We start from the raw sequence: 17,687 nt of genomic DNA, 5'->3' as shown, positions 1-17,687 counted from the left end.
TGGCTTTGCCAGGCCGCAGGTGTTGCCCCCTGCAAGGGGGTTGGCGCAGCCCTATTAGGGTTCGGGCAGTGCACGAAGACTGGGGGTAAGCCAATTACTTGGCGCCGAGGGCCGGTACGACGGCAATCACCTCTTGCTTGCCGTTCTTCACTTCAACCATAAAGCTTTCGCGGTCCAGGTCGCCCTTGCCGTCAAAGCTCACGTCCATCAGCACGCCGGGTTGTGCGGCAGCCGTGACCTTCAGCGAATGCAGTGCGTTGGCCACGGCCTTGCGGTCGAGCTTGCCGACCTTTTCAATTGCGGCCTTCAGCACGTAGATGCCCGAGTAGCCCTTCATGCCGTTGTGGTCCGACACGTATTTGTATTCCTTCTCGAACTTGGCGCGGAAAGCACGGATGGCCGGCAGTGGCGCGTCCACCGTCAAGCCCACGTGGGCGATGGCGCCGTTGGCGGCTTCGCCTGCCAGGTCGATCACCTTTTGGCCGGTCAGGGTGGTTTCGCCGATGATGGGCTTGGTCCAACCTTGCTTGCGCAGTTCACGCAGAATGCGCGCTGATTCTTCTTCGTTCGAATAGGCGAACACGCCGTCGGCATTGCTTTGCTTGGCTTTCAGCACGGCGGCAGAAAAGTCCACCTGGCCGGAGTCGGTCGAGATTTCAGCCACAACCTTGGTCGCGGAGTTCGCCAGCGCCTTCTTGATGGAGTCCAGGCCGCCCTTGCCGAAGTCGTTGTTCACGTAGATCACGGCCAGCGTCTTCAGCTTGGCGGTGTCGCTGATGTAGCGGGCCACCTTGGGCATGGCGGTGTCCTGCGTGAAGCTGGTGCGGAACACATAAGGGTTGCCCTGCTGCGTGATCGACGCGGCTTCGCCACCGGTGAAGTTCGGGATTTCAGCGCGGCGGCTCTCGGCCATGCTGACCATGATGGAGCCCGAGAACACCGGCCCGAAGATGGCGAACACGTCCTGGTCCACCGCCTTTTGCGTCAGGCCCTTGGCCACGCCGGGGTTGCTTTGGGTGTCGTTGTTGCTCAGCTCGATCTTCTTGCCCAAGATGCCGCCCGAGGCGTTGATCTCGTTCACCGCCAGTTCCACTCCGTTCTTGAAGTTGGTGCCGGCGGTGGCACCCGCGCCAGACAACTCCACAATATTGGCGATCTTGATGGTTTGTTGGGCAAATGCAGCGCCAGCGCTTATGGTTAATGCGCAGGCAGCTATCAATTTCAAAGCGAATCGTTTTTGCATGGTTGTCTCCTCAGGTGGTAAAAATGAACGGCGGGGGTCAGAGAGCCCCGCCCTGACGGGTTGCAGAAATCTTTTGGGCAGAATCTTCGCCAAGGTCGCGGTAGATCTCGCCCGCCATCTCGGCCGGGTAAATGGCTTCGCGAATGAAGGTGGCGTCTTGCCGCACCCGCTGCGCCGCTTCGGGCAAGCCGAAAAACTCCAAATACAAATGCGCTTGCTGGATCAGCATCTCAAACCCCGGCTGTGCGTGTAAGCCGCGTGCACGGCCCGCGCGCACCCAGGGCGTGGGCTGGTTCTTCATCAAGATGTCGATCAGCGCGGCGTGAGGCTCCACGCGGGCCACATCGCACGGCATGGGGTCCGTGCTCTTGAGCCCAAGCGGCGAGGCATTGACCACCAAGTCATAACCTGCGGGGTCGTTGCTGCTGGCCACCAGCACCTGGGTTTCGCCAGAGCCTTGGGCTCCTAAACGTTGCGCCAGTTCTTGCGCCTTGCCGGGCACGGGGTCAAACAAGGCCAACTCGGCTGCCGCGCCCAGCGCCACGGCCGAGCCTGCACCAATGAGCGATGCGCCAATAGCCGCTGACGCACCACCCGCGCCGATGATCAACACGCGCTTGCCGGCGTAGGCCATGCCGAAGTAGTTCAGCGCGGCCACCAAGCCCTCGCCGTCAAACAGGTCACCTTCGAGTTCCCCCGCAGCGTTGCGGCGCACGGCATTCACCGCACCGGCCACCTGGCCCAATGGGCCGCAATGCTTCAGCAGTGGCATCACCAGCGACTTGTGCGGAATGGTGAGCAGCATGCTCTGGATGTTTTTGCCAGTGAAGGCGGCGGGCACAAACTGCAGCAGATCGGCGGCGGCCACGTGCACGGGCACAACCACCGCATTGATTCCCAGCGACGCAAAGATTAAATTGAACGACTCGGGCGCACGCACCTGCTCGACCGGATCGCCCAAAATCGGCAGGATTTCGGTTTTACCGTCGATAAGAGAGAGAGTTGACGCAGCAGAGGACATAAATGATCGCTGATCGTTCGATGAAGTGGTCTGGGGCTGGACTTTAGTCATGCCGCCAACATTTCAGAACAATTATTTAGCAGATATGATCACTTATCGCGCATATTCGTTCGATAAACGCACGCATCCAGGGTTAGCACCGAGTGCCCCTGGGTCTGCTGGCTCGCAAAAATCCCCCCATGCTCCCCACCTCTCCGCCTCCTGGGCTCGACAAACGCGACTGGATCGCCGGCCTGGAAAAAGGCCTTTCCATCATTGAAGCTTTTGACGAAGCCAACCCACGCCTCACCGCCAGCCAAACCGGCGTGCGTTGCGGCCTCACGCGCACGGCCGCACGGCGCTACCTGCTCACCCTGACGCATCTGGGCTATGTGCAAAGCGACGGCAAGCTGTTTTGGCTCACGCCACGCATCCTGCGCCTCGGGCAGTCGTACATGGAGTCGGCGCGGCTGCCGCGCATCGTGCAGCCGTTTTTGCAGCGCGTGACGGCCGGCACCCAAGAGAACGCCTACCTCTCAGTGCTGGACGGGGACGAAATCGTCTACATCGCGCGCAACGGCACCAACCGCGCCATGAGCACCGGCTACGTGCTGGGTGCACGCGTGCAGGCTGAAGTCACGGCCGCGGGGCTGCTGTTGCTGGCCCTGCGCGAGCCCGAGGAGTTGGAAGCCTGGCTGGCCCAACACACACTGCGCTCGTTCACCTCGCACACCATCAACAGCAAAGAACGGCTGGCTTTGGAGATGGCCCGCATCCGCGCGCAGGGCTGGGCCATCTCTGAACAGCAAATGGAGCTAGGCACACGCGGCATTGCCGTACCGCTGCGCGACCGCCACGGGGTGCTGGCCGGCGCCTTGAACGTGACCATGCCCATGGGCCACGAGCCCACCGACGATGCGGTGAACCGCGTGCTGCCGGTGTTGCGGGAAACCGCGCACGCCATGCGGCAATTGATATGAACCATTAACATCAAGACCTCACTACCCTAGGTCACACCTTGATTTCAGCCATCATTTTTGACTGCGACGGCACCCTCGTCGACAGCGAAACCATCGGCATCACCGCCGTCCACGCGCACGCGCAACCCTACGGCCTGTCGCTCGCGCTCGAAGACATTCTGGAAAAGTTTCGCGGCCGCAGCATGGCCGAGAACGTGGCCGAGTTGGGCCGCAACACCACGCAGCCGTTGCCCGACACCTTCACCGCCAGCGCACGCGAAGCCATGGCCGTCGAGTTCGGCAAAGCGCTGCAGCCATTGCCCGGCGCGCTGGACTTGGTGCGCCAGCTCACGCTGCCCAAGTGCGTGGCCACCAATGGCCCTTTCGACAAGACCGAGTACACGCTGGGGCTGACCGGGCTGTTGCCCTACTTCAAGGGCCACATCTTCAGTGCCTACGACGTCGGCCACTGGAAGCCCGACCCGCAACTGTTTTTGCACGCTGCCAAAACGCTGGGCGTGGCCCCCGCTGAATGCGCCGTGGTGGAAGACAGCCTGCCCGGCATCCGCGCCGGTTTGGCAGCGGGCATGCAGGTGTTCTCGCTGCACCCCGTGGCGCACACGCCAGAAGAACTGCTGCAACAGATTCGCCCCATCCAACGCCTGGCCGATCTGGCGCCGGTGTTGGGGTTGACGCTTTAAACAGACTCTAGTCTTCGTCGTCGCTGTGGGCGCGCCACACCGGCAGCCGTAAGTCGAATGCCATCGCCAGCAGCCGCAACGCGGTGGCGATGATGGTGCCCGCTGCCAGTGCCAAGCCGCCATAACCCGGCTGTGCCTCGACCAGCACCACCACCCAACAGCCCGCAAACGCGCAGGAGGCATAAGGCACGTGGTCGTGGAAGGCGTGCGGAATCTGGTTGCACAACACATCGCGCAGCACACCGCCAAATACCGCGCTGATCACGCCCATGATCACTGCCACCAGGCCCGGCATGCCGTTGGCCAGCGCAATTTGGGTGCCGCTCGCGGCAAACAGGCCCAGACCAATCGCATCAGGAACCTGCATGGCGCCCACCGTCAAGCGCAGGTCGCGCTTGCGTAAAAACAGCATTGCCACAGCGCACAGGCCAAACAGCAACCACAGCCAGTTGGCATGGTCTACCCAAAAGAACGGGCGCCGGTCCAGCAGCACATCACGCAGCGTGCCGCCACCAAAAGCCGTCACACCAGCCACCACACACACGCCCACCACGTCGAGCTTTTTGCGCGCCGCTTCCATCATGCCGGACAGCGCAAACGCCAGCGTGGCCACGCCTTCGATGATGGTGTGCGCCGTGGCCAGAGACGATTGTTCAAGCGGGATTTGCAGCATGAGTTGAATGAGGCGAATGGATAAATCAGACGCTGGAAGGTGCGCGAGGGCAAGGATACATGGGCTCACAAACTCAGCCCACATCAGCCCGCCGAGACCTGCCCAAACAGTGGTGGTCTTACTAACATAGCCACCTCATTTCGGAGGGCTCATGAAATTTACATTCACCACCTTGGCGGCCACCGCTGCAGCAGTTCTGGCCGGTTGCGCCAGCACCCCTGCCCCTTTCAACTACAGCGTGCCCATCACGCCTGAAGCGGCATCTGGCTATACCGAAAAACCAGGCTGGGCCACCAAGACTTATGCCGTGGCCGCCGCCAACCCCTTGGCCACCGATGCCGGCCGGCAAATTCTGGCCGCAGGCGGTAGCGCGGTCGATGCGGCCATCGCCGTACAAATGGTGCTGTCTCTGGTGGAGCCACAATCCAGCGGCATTGCGGGCGGGGCCTTCATGCTGCACTACAACGGCAAAACGGTAGAAGCTTTTGACGGCCGCGAAACGGCACCCGCTGCCGCCGACGAAAAACTCTTCCTCGGCTCCGATGGCAAACCCCTGCCCTTCATCGATGCCGTGGTGGGTGGCCGCTCGGTGGGCGTGCCCGGCGCCGTGCGCATGTTGGAGATGGCGCACAAGCAATATGGCAAGCTACCCTGGGCGAACCTGTTCCAGCCCGCCATCACGCTGGCCGAGCAAGGCTTCAAGGTCAGCCCGCGCCTGAACACCTTGCTCAACGGCGAGAAGAACCTCGTCAAAGACCCGGTGGCTGCCGCTTATTTCTACAAGCCTGATGGCTCGGCCGTAGAGGTAGGCACCTTGCTGCGCAACCCCGAACTGGCGGGCGTACTGAAGCTCATCGCCAGCCAGGGCTCCAAAGGTTTGCTGGAAGGCGACGTGGCCCAAGCCATCGTGCAAAAGGTGCAAAGCCACCCCACCAATCCCGGCCGCCTGAGCCTGGCCGACCTGGCCGGCTACCAAGCCAAACAACGCGGCGCCTTGTGCAGCGACTACAAGGTGGCGGCCAAGGAGTACCGCATCTGCGGCTTTCCCCCGCCTAGCTCCGGCGCCATCGCCGTGGGGCAGATTCTGGGCATGATGACCGTGGCCAATGCCGGGCAGTACCCGCTGCAAAACGGCCTGCCCTCGGCCGAGTGGCTGCACCTCTACACCGAAGCGTCGCGCCTGGCCTTTGCCGACCGCGCCCAGTACGTGGCCGACCCCGACTTTGTGCAGCCGCCCGCCGGCGCCTGGACCAGCCTGCTGGATCCGGCCTATCTGGCAGAACGCGCGGCGCTGATTCCGCAAGGCCCAGGCAGCGTGTCAATGAAAACCGCCAAGCCCGGCACGCCTGGCGGCGTCAAGGTGTCTTACGCGCCCATGCCCGACCAATATGAGTACGGCACCAGCCACATCTCCATCGTCGACAAATATGGCAACGCCATCGCCATGACGACCACCATTGAAGACGTGTTTGGCTCGCGCCAGATGGTCAAGGGCTTTCTGCTGAACAACGAGCTCACCGACTTCAGCTTCGCCCCAACCGACGCCGCCGGCTTGCCCATTGCCAACCGCGTGCAGCCCGGCAAGCGGCCGCGCTCGTCGATGGCGCCCACGCTGGTGTTCGACAAAGCCAGCGGCGAACTGGTGGCCAGCGGAGGCAGCCCTGGCGGCGCACTGATCATCCACTACACGGCGAAGACGCTGTACGGCATGTTCAACTGGGGGCTGAATGCGCAGCAGGCCATCAATCTGCCGAACTTTGGCTCGCTCAACGGCCCGACTTTGCTGGAGCAGCAGCGCTTTCCGGCAGCCACGGTAGAGGCCCTGAAAGCGCGCGGCCACGAGGTGCGTGAAATGGACATGACCAGTGGGCTACAAGCCATTCAGAAAACGCCGACCGGCTTTTTTGGCGGCGCCGACCCGCGCCGCGAGGGCGTGGTGCTCGGCGATTGATGAATAAAAAAGATAGCACTTTACGCAGACTCAATAAGCGTGAAGTGCTATTTTTCAATCCGTCAAAAACAAAAATCGAATACAAAAAGTGACTATCTATTTTCAGAAACAGATGCATGCAGCAACAATTGAAACAAAATTAACCTCACAGAAATGTGCTCGTAACAAACCGACGGCATAGTCTGACGCGTCTCAACGTCAGCCGATCAGGAGAGTTTTGTGCCCAATTCAATCCCAACAAGGGAGTTGCGCATGCCGGCCAGCGCAAAGGAACTCCCCCTCTCCGACAAGGCTGGCGTACAACATGATCCGCGTCAGGGGGCTGGTCACTTGGCGCGTCGTCGCGGTCTCAGAGATTGGCTGCGCGGCCTTTGGCCCGGTGCAGGCAGAAGCCCCTCCACCCAGCTCGAGCGCATCCGTACCGCCATGCTGCAGGAACTGGTGCAGTTGCCCGCAGATGAATCAACCAGTACGGCAGACGCCGTCAAGGCCGCGCAAACGGCAAAGTGGCGCCACCAGGTCGCCATGCAAATCGCCGAAGCCACGGAAGCTGAAATGCTGTGGCGCCTGCGCAGCAATCTGGCACAGGCCATGGGCACGTCCTACAGCCCAGTGGTGGTCCACCAGCGCATGGCCGAAATCAGCTTCATGTTTGCCGGCCTGCTGCACCACCGGCCGCCCTGCGCTGGCGACAACGTGGTGCAACTGCCTACGCGCCCCAATCTGCCTCCTCTGTCAAACGAACGGCCCACACCGCCTTCCAACCTGCATCAGTTCTAGCCGCTTGCTTTAGCGGTAGTTCGCGCGAGGGATTTGCCCTCGACGCCGAATGCGGGCCGTCAACTGCCGCGACAATAGCGGGGTGAGCATCCCCAAAACTTTCATCGATGAACTGATCGCCCGTGCCGACGTGGTGGAGATCGTGGGCCGCTATGTGCAGCTCAAAAAAGGCGGCGCCAATTTCATGGGCTTGTGCCCGTTCCATGGCGAAAAGTCACCGTCGTTCTCGGTCAGCCCGACCAAGCAGTTCTACCATTGCTTTGGCTGCGGCAAAAACGGCGATGCGATTCGTTTCTTGATGGACCACACCGGCGCCACCTTCGTGGAAGCCGTGACCGATCTGGCCCAGCAATACGGCATGCAGGTGCCCGAAGACGACACCTCCCCCCAAGAACGCGCACGTGCCGCCGAACAGCGCGAAAAACAGGCCACGCTGAGCGACGTGCTCGAAAAGGCCAATACCGCCTACCAAAAGCAGTTGCGGCAAAACACTCGCCCCATCGAGTATCTGAAGAATCGTGGCCTTTCGGGGCAGGTCGCCAAGATGTACGGCCTGGGCTATGCCCCAGCGGGGTGGCGCGGCCTGGCCAGCGTATTCCCCGAATACGACGATCCGCTGCTGGTGGAAAGCGGCCTTGTGCTGCTGAACTCGGACGAAGAAAGCGGCGAAGAGAAACGCTACGACCGTTTCCGCGACCGCGTGATGTTCCCCATCCGCAATGTCAAAGGGGAATGCATAGGCTTCGGCGGGCGGGTGCTGGGCGACGAGAAGCCCAAGTACTTGAATTCACCCGAAACCCCGGTGTTCAGCAAAGGCCGCGAGTTGTACGGCCTGTTCGAAGCGCGCAATGCCGTGCATAGCACAGGCTTCGTGCTGGTCACCGAAGGCTATATGGACGTGGTGGCGTTGGCGCAGTTAGGCTTTCCCAACGCCGTGGCCACACTTGGCACGGCCTGCACCACCGACCACGTGCAAAAGCTGTTTCGCTTTACCGATGCAGTGGTCTTCAGCTTTGATGGCGATGCCGCTGGCCGCCGCGCCGCACGCAAGGCGCTCGACGGCGCACTGCCCTATGCCACCGACGTGCGCAGCGTCAAATTCCTGTTCCTGCCAGCCGAGCACGACCCCGACAGCTTCATCCGCGCCCACGGCCGCGACGCCTTTGCCCAATACGTGGCCGAGGCCACGCCGCTGAGCAAGTTTCTGGTCGAGGCCGCGCGCGAAGGCTGCGATTTGCACACGGCCGAAGGCCGCGCCCACATGGCCAGCAACGCCAAGCCATTGTGGAGCCTGCTGCCCGACGGCGCGCTGAAGCGCCAGATGCTGAGCGAAATCGCCGGCTTGGTGCAACTGAGTTCCACCGAACTCAACGAAGTATGGTTTGGCCGCAGTACGGGCGCCCCCCGGTCGGCACCGCCCCCCCAAGAGGCCCCAGCGGGCCACCAGCAAGCGCAGTCGGCCTGGAAAAAAAGCGAAGACTGGAAGAAAAAGAAAGACGCTTGGAAGCCCAAGAAGGAATGGAGCAAGAAGTTCAAAAGGGACGATGACGACGGCCCACGTCCGACCGAGCCAGTCCAACTCGCCAGCCGAGCCGACCATGCCGTGCGCCTGCTGCTGAGCCAGCCCGGCGTGTGGGACCAACTCACTGGCGAAGACCACGCCATGCTGGCCGCAGAACCCGGGCAGCACGGCCCGCTTTTCAGTTGGCTGGAGGGGCAGTTCCACGAACATGGGCCGCAACCCTGGGGCGTGCTGCACGAGCAGTTGCAAGCCCATGACCATTTCTTTGACGACTTGGCCATCCAAATCATGTCGCGCCCGGACGCCACTCCCGCCCCCGCACAAACCGAACCCAACGGCACCGTCATCAACGTCGCGCAAGAGCAGGCCCATGAACTGCGCGCACTGCTGGACCTGATGCACATCGATGCCCTGGCCCGCGAAATCAATGCCATTGCGTCCAGCACGCAACCCAATGCCGACGCCATGGCCCGCTTGCAGGTGCTCACGGCACGCTTCAATGCATTGCGTAACAAGAAAAAGACCCCCGCTTCTTGACAGGGGATTCGTTTTTCCACTTGAAATTCGAGCAAAAGGTTATAATCTTCGGTTAGCTTGCTCGGCAAGAGCGACAGCAACACCTCCGGACCCGGCCACACGGCGCCACCGCGCGCACAGCCACACTACCGCAAGGGTTGCATGCCAAATGTTCGCCCACACATCTTGCCAATGAGATCTGTCTCTTTTTGAGATTCGTCTTGTCTAGCACCCGCGCCGGGAGTTGATGGCGCTAGGTTGCTGTTTCATCTGTCTTTGTTTTTGTTGTCCAAGGTTCATCCATGCCAGCACAAAAGTCCGAGAAGCTCGTTAAACCTGTTGCGGCCAAAAAAGCCGCGGCCAAAGTTGCTCCCAAGTCCGCTCCCGCGCCTGTCGCCAAGTCCGCTTTGAAAGTCAAATCAGTGCCCGCATCGAAAAAAGAATCCGTTGAAGTAGTCGAGACCCCGGCCAAGAAGAAACCCGGTCGCCCGCCCAAAAGCGCTGCGGCCGATACCAAAGCCGTGGCCGTGAAGGTCAAGCCCCCAGGCGCCAAGCGTGGCCCCAAGCCCAAGGGTTCGATCTCGACCGAAGTCAACGAAGACGATCTGATTGACGTAGAAGAAGACGTGGCCGAAGAGCCGGTCGTCACCCTCTCGCCCACCGGCGAAAAGGTCAAGCCGCTGCGCATGAAGATCAGCAAGGCCAAAGAACGCGCCTTGATGAAGGAATTCGGCCTCGACGAAACCGTCCTGTCCGAAGAAGACATGGCCAAGCGCCGCCTGCGCCTGAAGGCTCTGATCAAGCTGGGCAAGACGCGCGGCTACCTGACGCACGGCGAAATCTCCGATCACTTGCCCGACAAGCTGATCGACGCCGAAACGCTGGAAGCCGTGATCAACACCCTGAACGACCTGGGTGTGGCGGTGTACGAGCAAACGCCCGACGCCGAATCGTTGATTCTGACCAACAACGCGCCAGCCGGCTCCACCGAAGAAGAAGCCGAAGAAGCCGCTGAAGCCGCCTTGTCCACCGTGGACAGCGAATTCGGCCGCACCACCGACCCCGTGCGTATGTACATGCGCGAAATGGGCACGGTTGAACTGCTGACGCGCGAAGGCGAAATTGAAATCGCCAAGCGCATCGAAGGCGGCCTGATGCGCATGATGGAAGCCATCAGCGCCAGCCCCGCCACCTTGGCCGAGCTGTTCCGTTTGGGCGAAGACATCCGCGAAGGCAAGGTCGTCATCTCGACCATCGTTGACGGTTTCTCCAACCCCAACGAAGCCGACGATTACGTGGCCGAAGAAGACTTCGACGAATTTGACGAAGCCGACGACGATGATGGCAAGGGCGGCTCCAAGGCGCTGACCAAGAAGCTCGAAGAATTGAAGAACGAAGCGCTGACGCGTTTCGACCGCCTGCGAGACTTGTTCGAAAAGGTCCACAAGATCTACGACAAAGAAGGCTACGGCACACCGCACTACACCAAGGCGCAAGAGGCCCTCAGCACCGAGCTGATGACCATCCGCTTCACCGCCAAGACGATTGAAAAGCTGTGCGACCTGTTGCGCGGCCAAGTGGACGACGTACGCAAGAAAGAGCGCGAACTGCGCCGCATCATTGTCGACAAGTGCGGCTACCCACAAGAAAGCTTCATTGCCGAGTTCAGCGGCCGCGACAAGATGGGCAACAAGGCCGCATCGCAGTTGCTCAACCTGAGCTGGATCGAAAAGCAATCCAACGCTGGCAAGCCTTGGAGCGCGATCATGGCGCGCAACATTCCGCCGGTGCAAGACCTGCAGCAAAAGCTGACCGACCTGCAAGCCCGTGTGGTGGTGCCGCTTGACGAGTTGAAGGCCATCAACAAGCGCATGAACGAAGGCGAAGCCGCGTCGCGCGATGCCAAGAAGGAAATGATCGAGGCCAACTTGCGCCTGGTGATTTCCATCGCCAAGAAGTACACCAACCGTGGCCTGCAGTTCCTCGACTTGATCCAGGAAGGCAACATCGGTTTGATGAAGGCGGTCGATAAGTTCGAATACCGTCGCGGCTACAAGTTCTCGACCTACGCCACGTGGTGGATCCGCCAGGCAATTACTCGGTCTATCGCGGATCAAGCACGGACCATCCGTATTCCGGTGCACATGATCGAAACCATCAACAAGATGAACCGCATCAGCCGCCAACACTTGCAAGAGTTTGGTTTCGAGCCCGACGCGTCCATCCTGGCCGAGAAGATGGAGATCCCGGAAGACAAGATCCGCAAGATCATGAAGATCGCCAAAGAGCCGATCTCCATGGAAACGCCGATCGGTGACGACGACGACAGCCACTTGGGCGACTTCATCGAAGACGGTGCCAACACCGCCCCGGTGGAAGCGGCCATGCAAGCCGGCCTGCGCGATGTGGTCAAAGACATTCTCGACAGCCTGACACCACGCGAAGCCAAGGTGCTGCGCATGCGCTTCGGTATCGAAATGAGCACCGACCACACGCTGGAAGAAGTTGGCAAGCAGTTCGACGTGACCCGCGAGCGCATTCGCCAAATAGAAGCCAAGGCGCTGCGCAAGCTGAAGCACCCAAGCCGCTCCGACAAGCTGCGTAGCTTCATCGACACGCTGTAATCGGCGGCCTTTGGCCTAGCCCATGCAAAACGCCCCGGACGGGTTAGCTGTCCGGGGCGTTTTTATTTCAAGAAAAATCAGGCTTTTGCGCTTAATGGTTATGCGCAAGCAGCTATGAAATCAATAGTGTTTCAGCCTGCAGCCCCGGGTGCTGTTTCGCCCAGGTAAATGCGTGCCAGTCCCTGCGTGATGGCCTGCACGATCTGCTCGCGGCGCAGGCTGATGTGCTCGGTCAGATGCTGATCGGCCGCCGCCGCATCCCGCGACTTCAACGCATCCAGAATCATCTGGTGCTCGTGTTGCGTCGAGTCGCGGCCCACGTTTTCCATGTCGATCCAGCGGATGAAACGGATGCGCTCGTTCAAGCTACCGAGCATGCGGCGCAACTCGCCGTTGCGCGCCATGGCCGCCAGGCGCATGTGGAACGCCTCGTCCAATTCCACCAGCGAGCGCACGGGGGTGTCGGGCGGCACGCTGCGGCTCTCTTCTAAAAACGCCAGCGCCTCGCTAATCTCTTCATCGGTGCCGCGCTGCAGCGCCAGGCGCAGGCATTCGCGCTCCACAGCCACGCGGGCTTCGTACTGGTCTAGCGTTTCCTGGATGTCGAGCGGGCGGCGCACGTAGCCACGTGTGGCGGGCAGCAAAAAACCATCGGTGACCAAGCGGGTCAAGGCCTCGCGCACAGGTGTGCGGCTCACGCCCAGCTTCTCCGCCAGTTCAATTTCGCTCACACGTTCCCCGGGGCGCAACTCGTAGGAGATCGCCATCTCGCGCAGCGTGTCGAACACACCCGAACCACGCTCGCGCCGCACGGCGGAAATCGCCGGGGCCTCAGCGGCCTCGCTTTTCGACGGCTTTGGCAGCTTCACTGGTTTAGAAATCACTTCTTGTCGCGGCATGATTTAAGTATACTTAATTGAATTCTTATTTTCCAGAGCCGATTTTTTGCAGCAGGAGCACTCGCACATGTCGAACCCAACACCAGCCCAGACTTCCCACACTACCGATAGCTTCACCGGCGCCGACGCCATGGTGCGGATGCTGCAGCTCAACGGCGTGAAGCACATCTTCGGCCTGTGCGGCGACACCAGCCTGCCCTTCTACGACGCCATGGCCCGGCTCGACCACGGCATCGACCACATTCTCACCCGCGACGAGCGCAGCGCCGCCTACATGGCCGATGGATATGCGCGCGTCACTGGCCGCGTAGGTGTGTGTGAAGGCCCGAGCGGTGGCGGCGCCACCTATCTGCTGCCCGGCTTGGTCGAGGCCAACGAATCGTCGATTCCGGTGCTCGGCATCACCTCAGATGTGTCGGTCGGCTCACGCGGCAAGTTCCCGTTGACCGAGCTTGACCAACAAGCGCTCTACAAACCACTCACCAAGTGGAACACCACCATCGACCGCGTCGACCAAATCCCCGGCGCGGTGCGCAGTGCCTTCCGCGCCATGACCACGGGCCGCCCCGGCGCCGCGCACATCTGCCTGCCGTACGACGTGCAAAAGCACAGCCTCGACCCCGCCGACGTGTGGGTCCAACCCGGCCACGACCGCTTCCCAGCCTATCGCAGCGCGCCCGATCCAGTTGAAGTGGAAAAAGCCGCCGAGCGCTTGGCCGCAGCCCGTGCCCCGGTCATCATCTGCGGCGGCGGCGTGGTGATCGCCGGCGCCTGTGAAGCCCTGGACGCACTCGCCACACAGCTCAACGCCCCCGTGTGCACCACCGTCAGCGGCCAAGGCAGTCTGGCCGACCACCACCCGCTCAATGCCGGCGTGGTGGGCACCAACGGCGGCGTGCCCTCCACCCGCGCCGTGGTAGCCCAGGCCGACCTGGTGCTGTTCATCGGCTGCCGCGCCGGATCGACCACCACCGAACACTGGCACATGCCCGCACGCAACGTGCAGATCCTGCACATCGATGTCGACGCCATGACCATAGCCACCAACTACCGCACCGATGTGGCGCTGGTGGGCGATGCACGTTTGGCCATCGAAGCGCTGAACACGGCCCTGCACAGCATCCTCAACCTGCCAGGCCACAAGCGCCCCACCGACTTGGCCGATGGCCGCGCGCTGGCCGCCCGCGCCCGCAGCGAAAAACAAGCCTTCTTCGCACCGTTGGCCGCGTCGCTAGCCACGCCCATCAAACCCGAGCGCGTGGTCGATGCGCTGAACCGCCTACTGCCCGCGCGCGCCATCGTCGTGGCCGACCCCGGCACACCCTGCCCCTACTTTTCGGCCTATTTCAACGCCCCGCAATCGGGTCGCCACTTCATCACCAACCGTGCGCATGGCGCGTTGGGTTATTCGATGTCGGCCGCGTTCGGCGCGGCCATCGGCCAGCCGAATTCGGTGGTGGTGTCGGTGATGGGTGACGGCAGCTTTGGCTTCACCTGCGGCGAGCTGGAAACCATCGTGCGCCGCAACGTCCCGCTGAAAATGATTGTGTTCTCCAACGCGGTCTACGGTTGGATCAAGGCCAGCCAAAAAACCGGCTACGACCAGCGCTACTTCTCGGTGGATTTCAACCGCACCCAACACGCCCGTGTGGCCGAAGCCTTTGGCGTGAAAGCCTGGCGCGTAGAGAATCCTGCTGACCTCGACGCCGCCATCAAAGCCGCGCTGATGCACGACGGCCCAGCGCTGGTCGACGTGATTTCCCAAGAGCTACAAGATACCGCCGTCCCTGTGAGCCAATGGATGGGTTAAGCCCTCCAAGCCCTGTGCCAAATCCATAAGCATTCAAACAAGTTTCTCGCTTCGCGTTACCCTCCCCGTCGTCTCGTTCAGGAGTTGTTCATGCTGCATTCGCCCCGTCGTCGGCACGCCTTGTCTATGGCTGCCACTACTGCTTTTGGTTTGGCCGCGCCCGCTTGGGCTGCCGACAACGATGCGCCCTTGCGCCTCGTCATCACCTTTCCGCCAGGGGGCAGCACCGACATCGCCGCACGCATCCTGCAAGATGAGCTTTCTAAAAAGGCGGGCCGCCCGGTCATCGTCGACAACCGCCCCGGCGCGGCCAGCCAGATCGCCACACAATACGTGGCCAAATCGGCACCCGATGGCAACACCGTGTTGGTGAGTTTTGACACCCACGCCATCAACCCCATCGCCAAAGCCAAGCTGCCGTACGACACGTTCAAAGACTTCGCCGGTGTAACCCTCGCGCTGCGCTTTCCGTTGATCATTGCCGCATCACCCAGCGTGCCCGGCAAAGACCTGCGGGGCTTCATCGAAGCCGCCAAAGCCAACCCCGCCAAGTACAGCTACGCCTCCACCGGCCTGGGTTCGATGAACCATCTGGTGATGGAAGACCTGAAGCGCCGCGCCAACATCGAAGTGTTGCACGTGCCTTTTGGCGGTGGCGGCCCGGCCATCCAAGCCGTGTTGGGCGATGTGGCCAGCCTCACACTGTTGAGCTACGCCGCACTGCGTGGGCAAATTGCGGCTGGCAAACTCAAAGCGATTGCGGTCACCGGTGCCAAGCGCCTGCCCGAGTTGCCCGATGTGCCTACTGTCATGGAATCGGGCTTCCCTGGCTTTGAGGCCTATTCGTGGATCGGCATCTTTGCGCCAGCCGCCACACCCGCCGCCACGCTGCACAAACTCACCGCCGATTTCCAAGCCACCTTGCAATCGCCCGACGTCCACGCCAAACTTACGCAAGCGGGCTTCGAAGTCATGGCCACCGATGGCGCTGGCGTGGATCGCCACTTGCGAGAAGAATACGAACGCTGGGGTAATTTCGTGCGCCGCACCAACCTCAAACTAGAAGATTAGCCAAACCCATGCCCCTGCCACTCGACCACATCGTCATTGCCGTGCACGACCTGGCGCTAGCCATGGCCGATTACCAGAAGCTCGGCTTCAACGTGTTGCCGGGCGGCCAGCACCCCGGGCGCACGTCGCATAACGCCCTGGTGGTGTTTGCCGACGGCGCCTACCTGGAACTCATCGCTTGGCAAGGCCCGGCGCCGCAAGAGCGCTGGTACAACACCTTGCAGGCCTACGGCGAAGGCCTGGTCGACTTTGCGCTGCTGCCACAGGACACCGCCACCGCACTGGCCGAGGCACAAGCACGCGGCCTCGACACGCTGCGCGGCCCGGTCGATGGCGGCCGTGTGCGGCCCGATGGCGAACGCCTGATCTGGCAAAGCGCGCGCCACGACACACCGGACGTGCCGTTTCTCTGTGGCGACGTCACACCGCGCAACATGCGCGTGCCCGACGACGAAGCAACCCACACACACCCCAACGGCGCCACCGGTGTGGCCAATCTGTGCGTGGCCGTGCACCACCTCGACGCCAGCCTGCAGCGTTACCAAGCGCTGTTGGGGCCTGACGCCAGCACCACCGCGCCCACCCTGCTCTCAGGTCTGGGCTTGCGCGTGGCCATCATCACGCTGCAAGGTTTGCAGGTGGTGCTGATGGCACCTGCGGAGCGCAAAGCCAGCCCCGCCAGCACCGACAGCCATTCGGCCCAGGCGCTGCGCCAGCGCCTGTCAACACGCGGCGAAGGGCCATGCGCGTTCACGCTGTCCGGGCACGGCGGCACGGTGCTACGCGGACTGGACGAAGATCTGACGCACGGCGTCGCGTTGGAGCTTTGGGGCAAGTAAACAGGCCAAGCGTCACCTCGATCAATAGATCAGGTCACATAGACTTACAGCGCCCGTGCGGCTAAGTCCCTATGCTGTGCTTGAAAACACGGCGAATGGCACCATCCTGTTCATTCGCCTAATTTCTTTGGAGCCACACATGAGCAAGGTTTACCGCAAAGACCCAGAGGCCATCGCGCGCTTGACGCCCGAGCAGCGCCGCATCACCCAACAAAGCGGCACCGAACGCGCCTTCACCGGCGAATATGACGACCTGTTTGAAGACGGCCTGTACGTCGATATCGTCTCGGGTGAACCGCTGTTCTCGTCCAAAGACAAATACAACTCAGGTTGCGGCTGGCCGGCCTTCACCAAGCCGGTGGACGCCAACGTGGCCGAACTGCGCGACACCACCCACGGCATGGTGCGCACCGAAGTGCGCTCAGTGCATGGCGACAGCCATCTGGGCCACGTGTTTGAAGACGGCCCGCGCGAGGCCGGTGGCCTGCGCTACTGCATCAACTCGGCATCGCTGCGCTTCATTCCCAAGGCCGAACTCGAAGCCGAAGGTTACGGCGACTACCTCGTCAAACTTTAAAAGGACTACACCATGAGCAAAGAAACCGCAGTGCTAGCCGGTGGCTGCTTCTGGGGCATGCAGGACCTCATCCGCAAGCTGCCCGGCGTGCAAGACACCCGCGTAGGCTACGTGGGCGGCAGCAACGACCACCCCACCTACCGCAACCACCCAGGGCATGCCGAAGGCGTGGCCATCGTGTTCGACAACGAAGTCACCAGCTACCGCGACATTCTGGAATTCTTCTTCCAGATCCACGACCCCAGCACCAAAGACCGCCAGGGCAATGACGTGGGCACCAGCTACCGCTCGGCCATTTTCTACACCACCGACGACCAGAAGACCGTAGCCCTGGACACCATTCAAGACGTGGATGCCTCCGGCCTGTGGCCTGGCAAAGTGGTGACGTCTGTGGAGCCCGCGCCCACCTTCTGGGAAGCCGAGCCCGAGCATCAAGACTACCTGGTGCAACATCCGAATGGCTATACCTGCCACTTCCCGCGTGCGGGATGGATCCTGCCTAAGCGCGCTGCACTCTAAGTT

15 protein-coding genes are annotated in these 17,687 nt (G+C 61.7%); 11 read left to right on the top strand and 4 right to left on the bottom strand.

All coding sequences use genetic code 11. The annotated features are described in order from the left end of the window. Window positions 1-94: 94 nt before the first annotated feature. Both ACPWMG_RS11165 and ACPWMG_RS11160 read right to left on the bottom strand, forming a co-directional pair. On the bottom strand, window positions 95-1,243 hold the full coding sequence (locus ACPWMG_RS11165) for an ABC transporter substrate-binding protein (protein WP_483304709.1): 1,149 nt from the start codon (window positions 1,241-1,243) through the stop codon (window positions 95-97). Window positions 1,244-1,280: 37 nt separating this feature from the next. Continuing rightward, window positions 1,281-2,264 (bottom strand): shikimate dehydrogenase family protein, encoded by a 984-nt coding sequence (locus ACPWMG_RS11160; RefSeq protein ID WP_483304708.1) that lies wholly within the window; start codon window positions 2,262-2,264, stop codon window positions 1,281-1,283. A 179-nt stretch (window positions 2,265-2,443) separates the two neighbouring features. Between ACPWMG_RS11160 and ACPWMG_RS11155 the strand changes: the two genes are divergently transcribed. Together ACPWMG_RS11155 and ACPWMG_RS11150 are read left to right on the top strand one after the other, a co-directional pair. Beyond that, window positions 2,444-3,223, top strand: coding sequence for an IclR family transcriptional regulator domain-containing protein (locus tag ACPWMG_RS11155; RefSeq protein WP_483304707.1), 780 nt, complete (start codon window positions 2,444-2,446; stop codon window positions 3,221-3,223). A gap of 38 nt (window positions 3,224-3,261) precedes the next feature. Next, complete coding sequence (locus tag ACPWMG_RS11150) at window positions 3,262-3,903, top strand: HAD-IA family hydrolase (protein ID WP_483304706.1); 642 nt, start codon at window positions 3,262-3,264, stop codon at window positions 3,901-3,903. A 7-nt stretch (window positions 3,904-3,910) separates the two neighbouring features. Here ACPWMG_RS11150 and ACPWMG_RS11145 read toward each other — a convergent pair whose 3' ends face one another. Further along, entirely contained in the window at window positions 3,911-4,576 is a 666-nt protein-coding gene (locus ACPWMG_RS11145; RefSeq protein ID WP_483304705.1) for a trimeric intracellular cation channel family protein, read from the bottom strand. A 151-nt stretch (window positions 4,577-4,727) separates the two neighbouring features. Here ACPWMG_RS11145 and ggt point away from each other — a divergent pair, with 151 nt between their 5' ends. From ggt to rpoD, 4 genes are all read left to right on the top strand, one after another. Beyond that, on the top strand, window positions 4,728-6,527 hold the full coding sequence (gene ggt / locus ACPWMG_RS11140) for a gamma-glutamyltransferase (protein WP_483304704.1): 1,800 nt from the start codon (window positions 4,728-4,730) through the stop codon (window positions 6,525-6,527). A 252-nt stretch (window positions 6,528-6,779) separates the two neighbouring features. Further along, window positions 6,780-7,307, top strand: a complete 528-nt coding sequence (locus ACPWMG_RS11135; RefSeq protein ID WP_483304703.1) for a hypothetical protein — start codon at window positions 6,780-6,782, stop codon at window positions 7,305-7,307. Between the two features lie 82 nt (window positions 7,308-7,389). Further along, a complete protein-coding gene (dnaG, locus tag ACPWMG_RS11130; RefSeq protein WP_483304702.1) occupies window positions 7,390-9,366 on the top strand; it encodes a DNA primase in 1,977 nt (658 codons plus the stop codon). 281 nt (window positions 9,367-9,647) lie between these two features. Continuing rightward, on the top strand, window positions 9,648-11,969 hold the full coding sequence (rpoD, locus tag ACPWMG_RS11125) for an RNA polymerase sigma factor RpoD (protein ID WP_483304701.1): 2,322 nt from the start codon (window positions 9,648-9,650) through the stop codon (window positions 11,967-11,969). 131 nt (window positions 11,970-12,100) lie between these two features. On the opposite strand, the gene ACPWMG_RS11120 is transcribed toward rpoD, so the two are convergent. Beyond that, window positions 12,101-12,736 carry a GntR family transcriptional regulator gene (locus ACPWMG_RS11120; RefSeq protein ID WP_483305230.1) on the bottom strand — a complete coding sequence of 212 codons (636 nt, stop codon included), beginning with the start codon at window positions 12,734-12,736 and terminating at the stop codon, window positions 12,101-12,103. A 199-nt stretch (window positions 12,737-12,935) separates the two neighbouring features. Here ACPWMG_RS11120 and ACPWMG_RS11115 point away from each other — a divergent pair, with 199 nt between their 5' ends. The 5 genes from ACPWMG_RS11115 (at window position 12,936) to msrA (ending at window position 17,684) form a co-directional block, all read left to right on the top strand. Then, entirely contained in the window at window positions 12,936-14,678 is a 1,743-nt protein-coding gene (locus tag ACPWMG_RS11115; protein ID WP_483304700.1) for a thiamine pyrophosphate-binding protein, read from the top strand. Between the two features lie 90 nt (window positions 14,679-14,768). Next, a complete protein-coding gene (locus ACPWMG_RS11110; protein WP_483304699.1) occupies window positions 14,769-15,749 on the top strand; it encodes a Bug family tripartite tricarboxylate transporter substrate binding protein in 981 nt (326 codons plus the stop codon). Window positions 15,750-15,757: 8 nt separating this feature from the next. Beyond that, window positions 15,758-16,588, top strand: a complete 831-nt coding sequence (locus ACPWMG_RS11105; RefSeq protein WP_483304698.1) for a VOC family protein — start codon at window positions 15,758-15,760, stop codon at window positions 16,586-16,588. Between the two features lie 139 nt (window positions 16,589-16,727). Further along, window positions 16,728-17,165, top strand: a complete 438-nt coding sequence (msrB, locus tag ACPWMG_RS11100) for a peptide-methionine (R)-S-oxide reductase MsrB (RefSeq protein WP_483304697.1) — start codon at window positions 16,728-16,730, stop codon at window positions 17,163-17,165. 12 nt (window positions 17,166-17,177) lie between these two features. Beyond that, a complete protein-coding gene (msrA, locus tag ACPWMG_RS11095) occupies window positions 17,178-17,684 on the top strand; it encodes a peptide-methionine (S)-S-oxide reductase MsrA (protein WP_483304696.1) in 507 nt (168 codons plus the stop codon). Window positions 17,685-17,687 lie beyond the last annotated feature (3 nt).

The organism is Hydrophilobacter chitinilyticus, assembly GCF_049860745.1.
Taxonomy (GTDB): domain Bacteria; phylum Pseudomonadota; class Gammaproteobacteria; order Burkholderiales; family Burkholderiaceae_C; genus Rhodoferax_B.
Note: the sequence above shows the minus strand (reverse complement) of the source record. Positions and strands in the feature narration are given on the sequence as shown.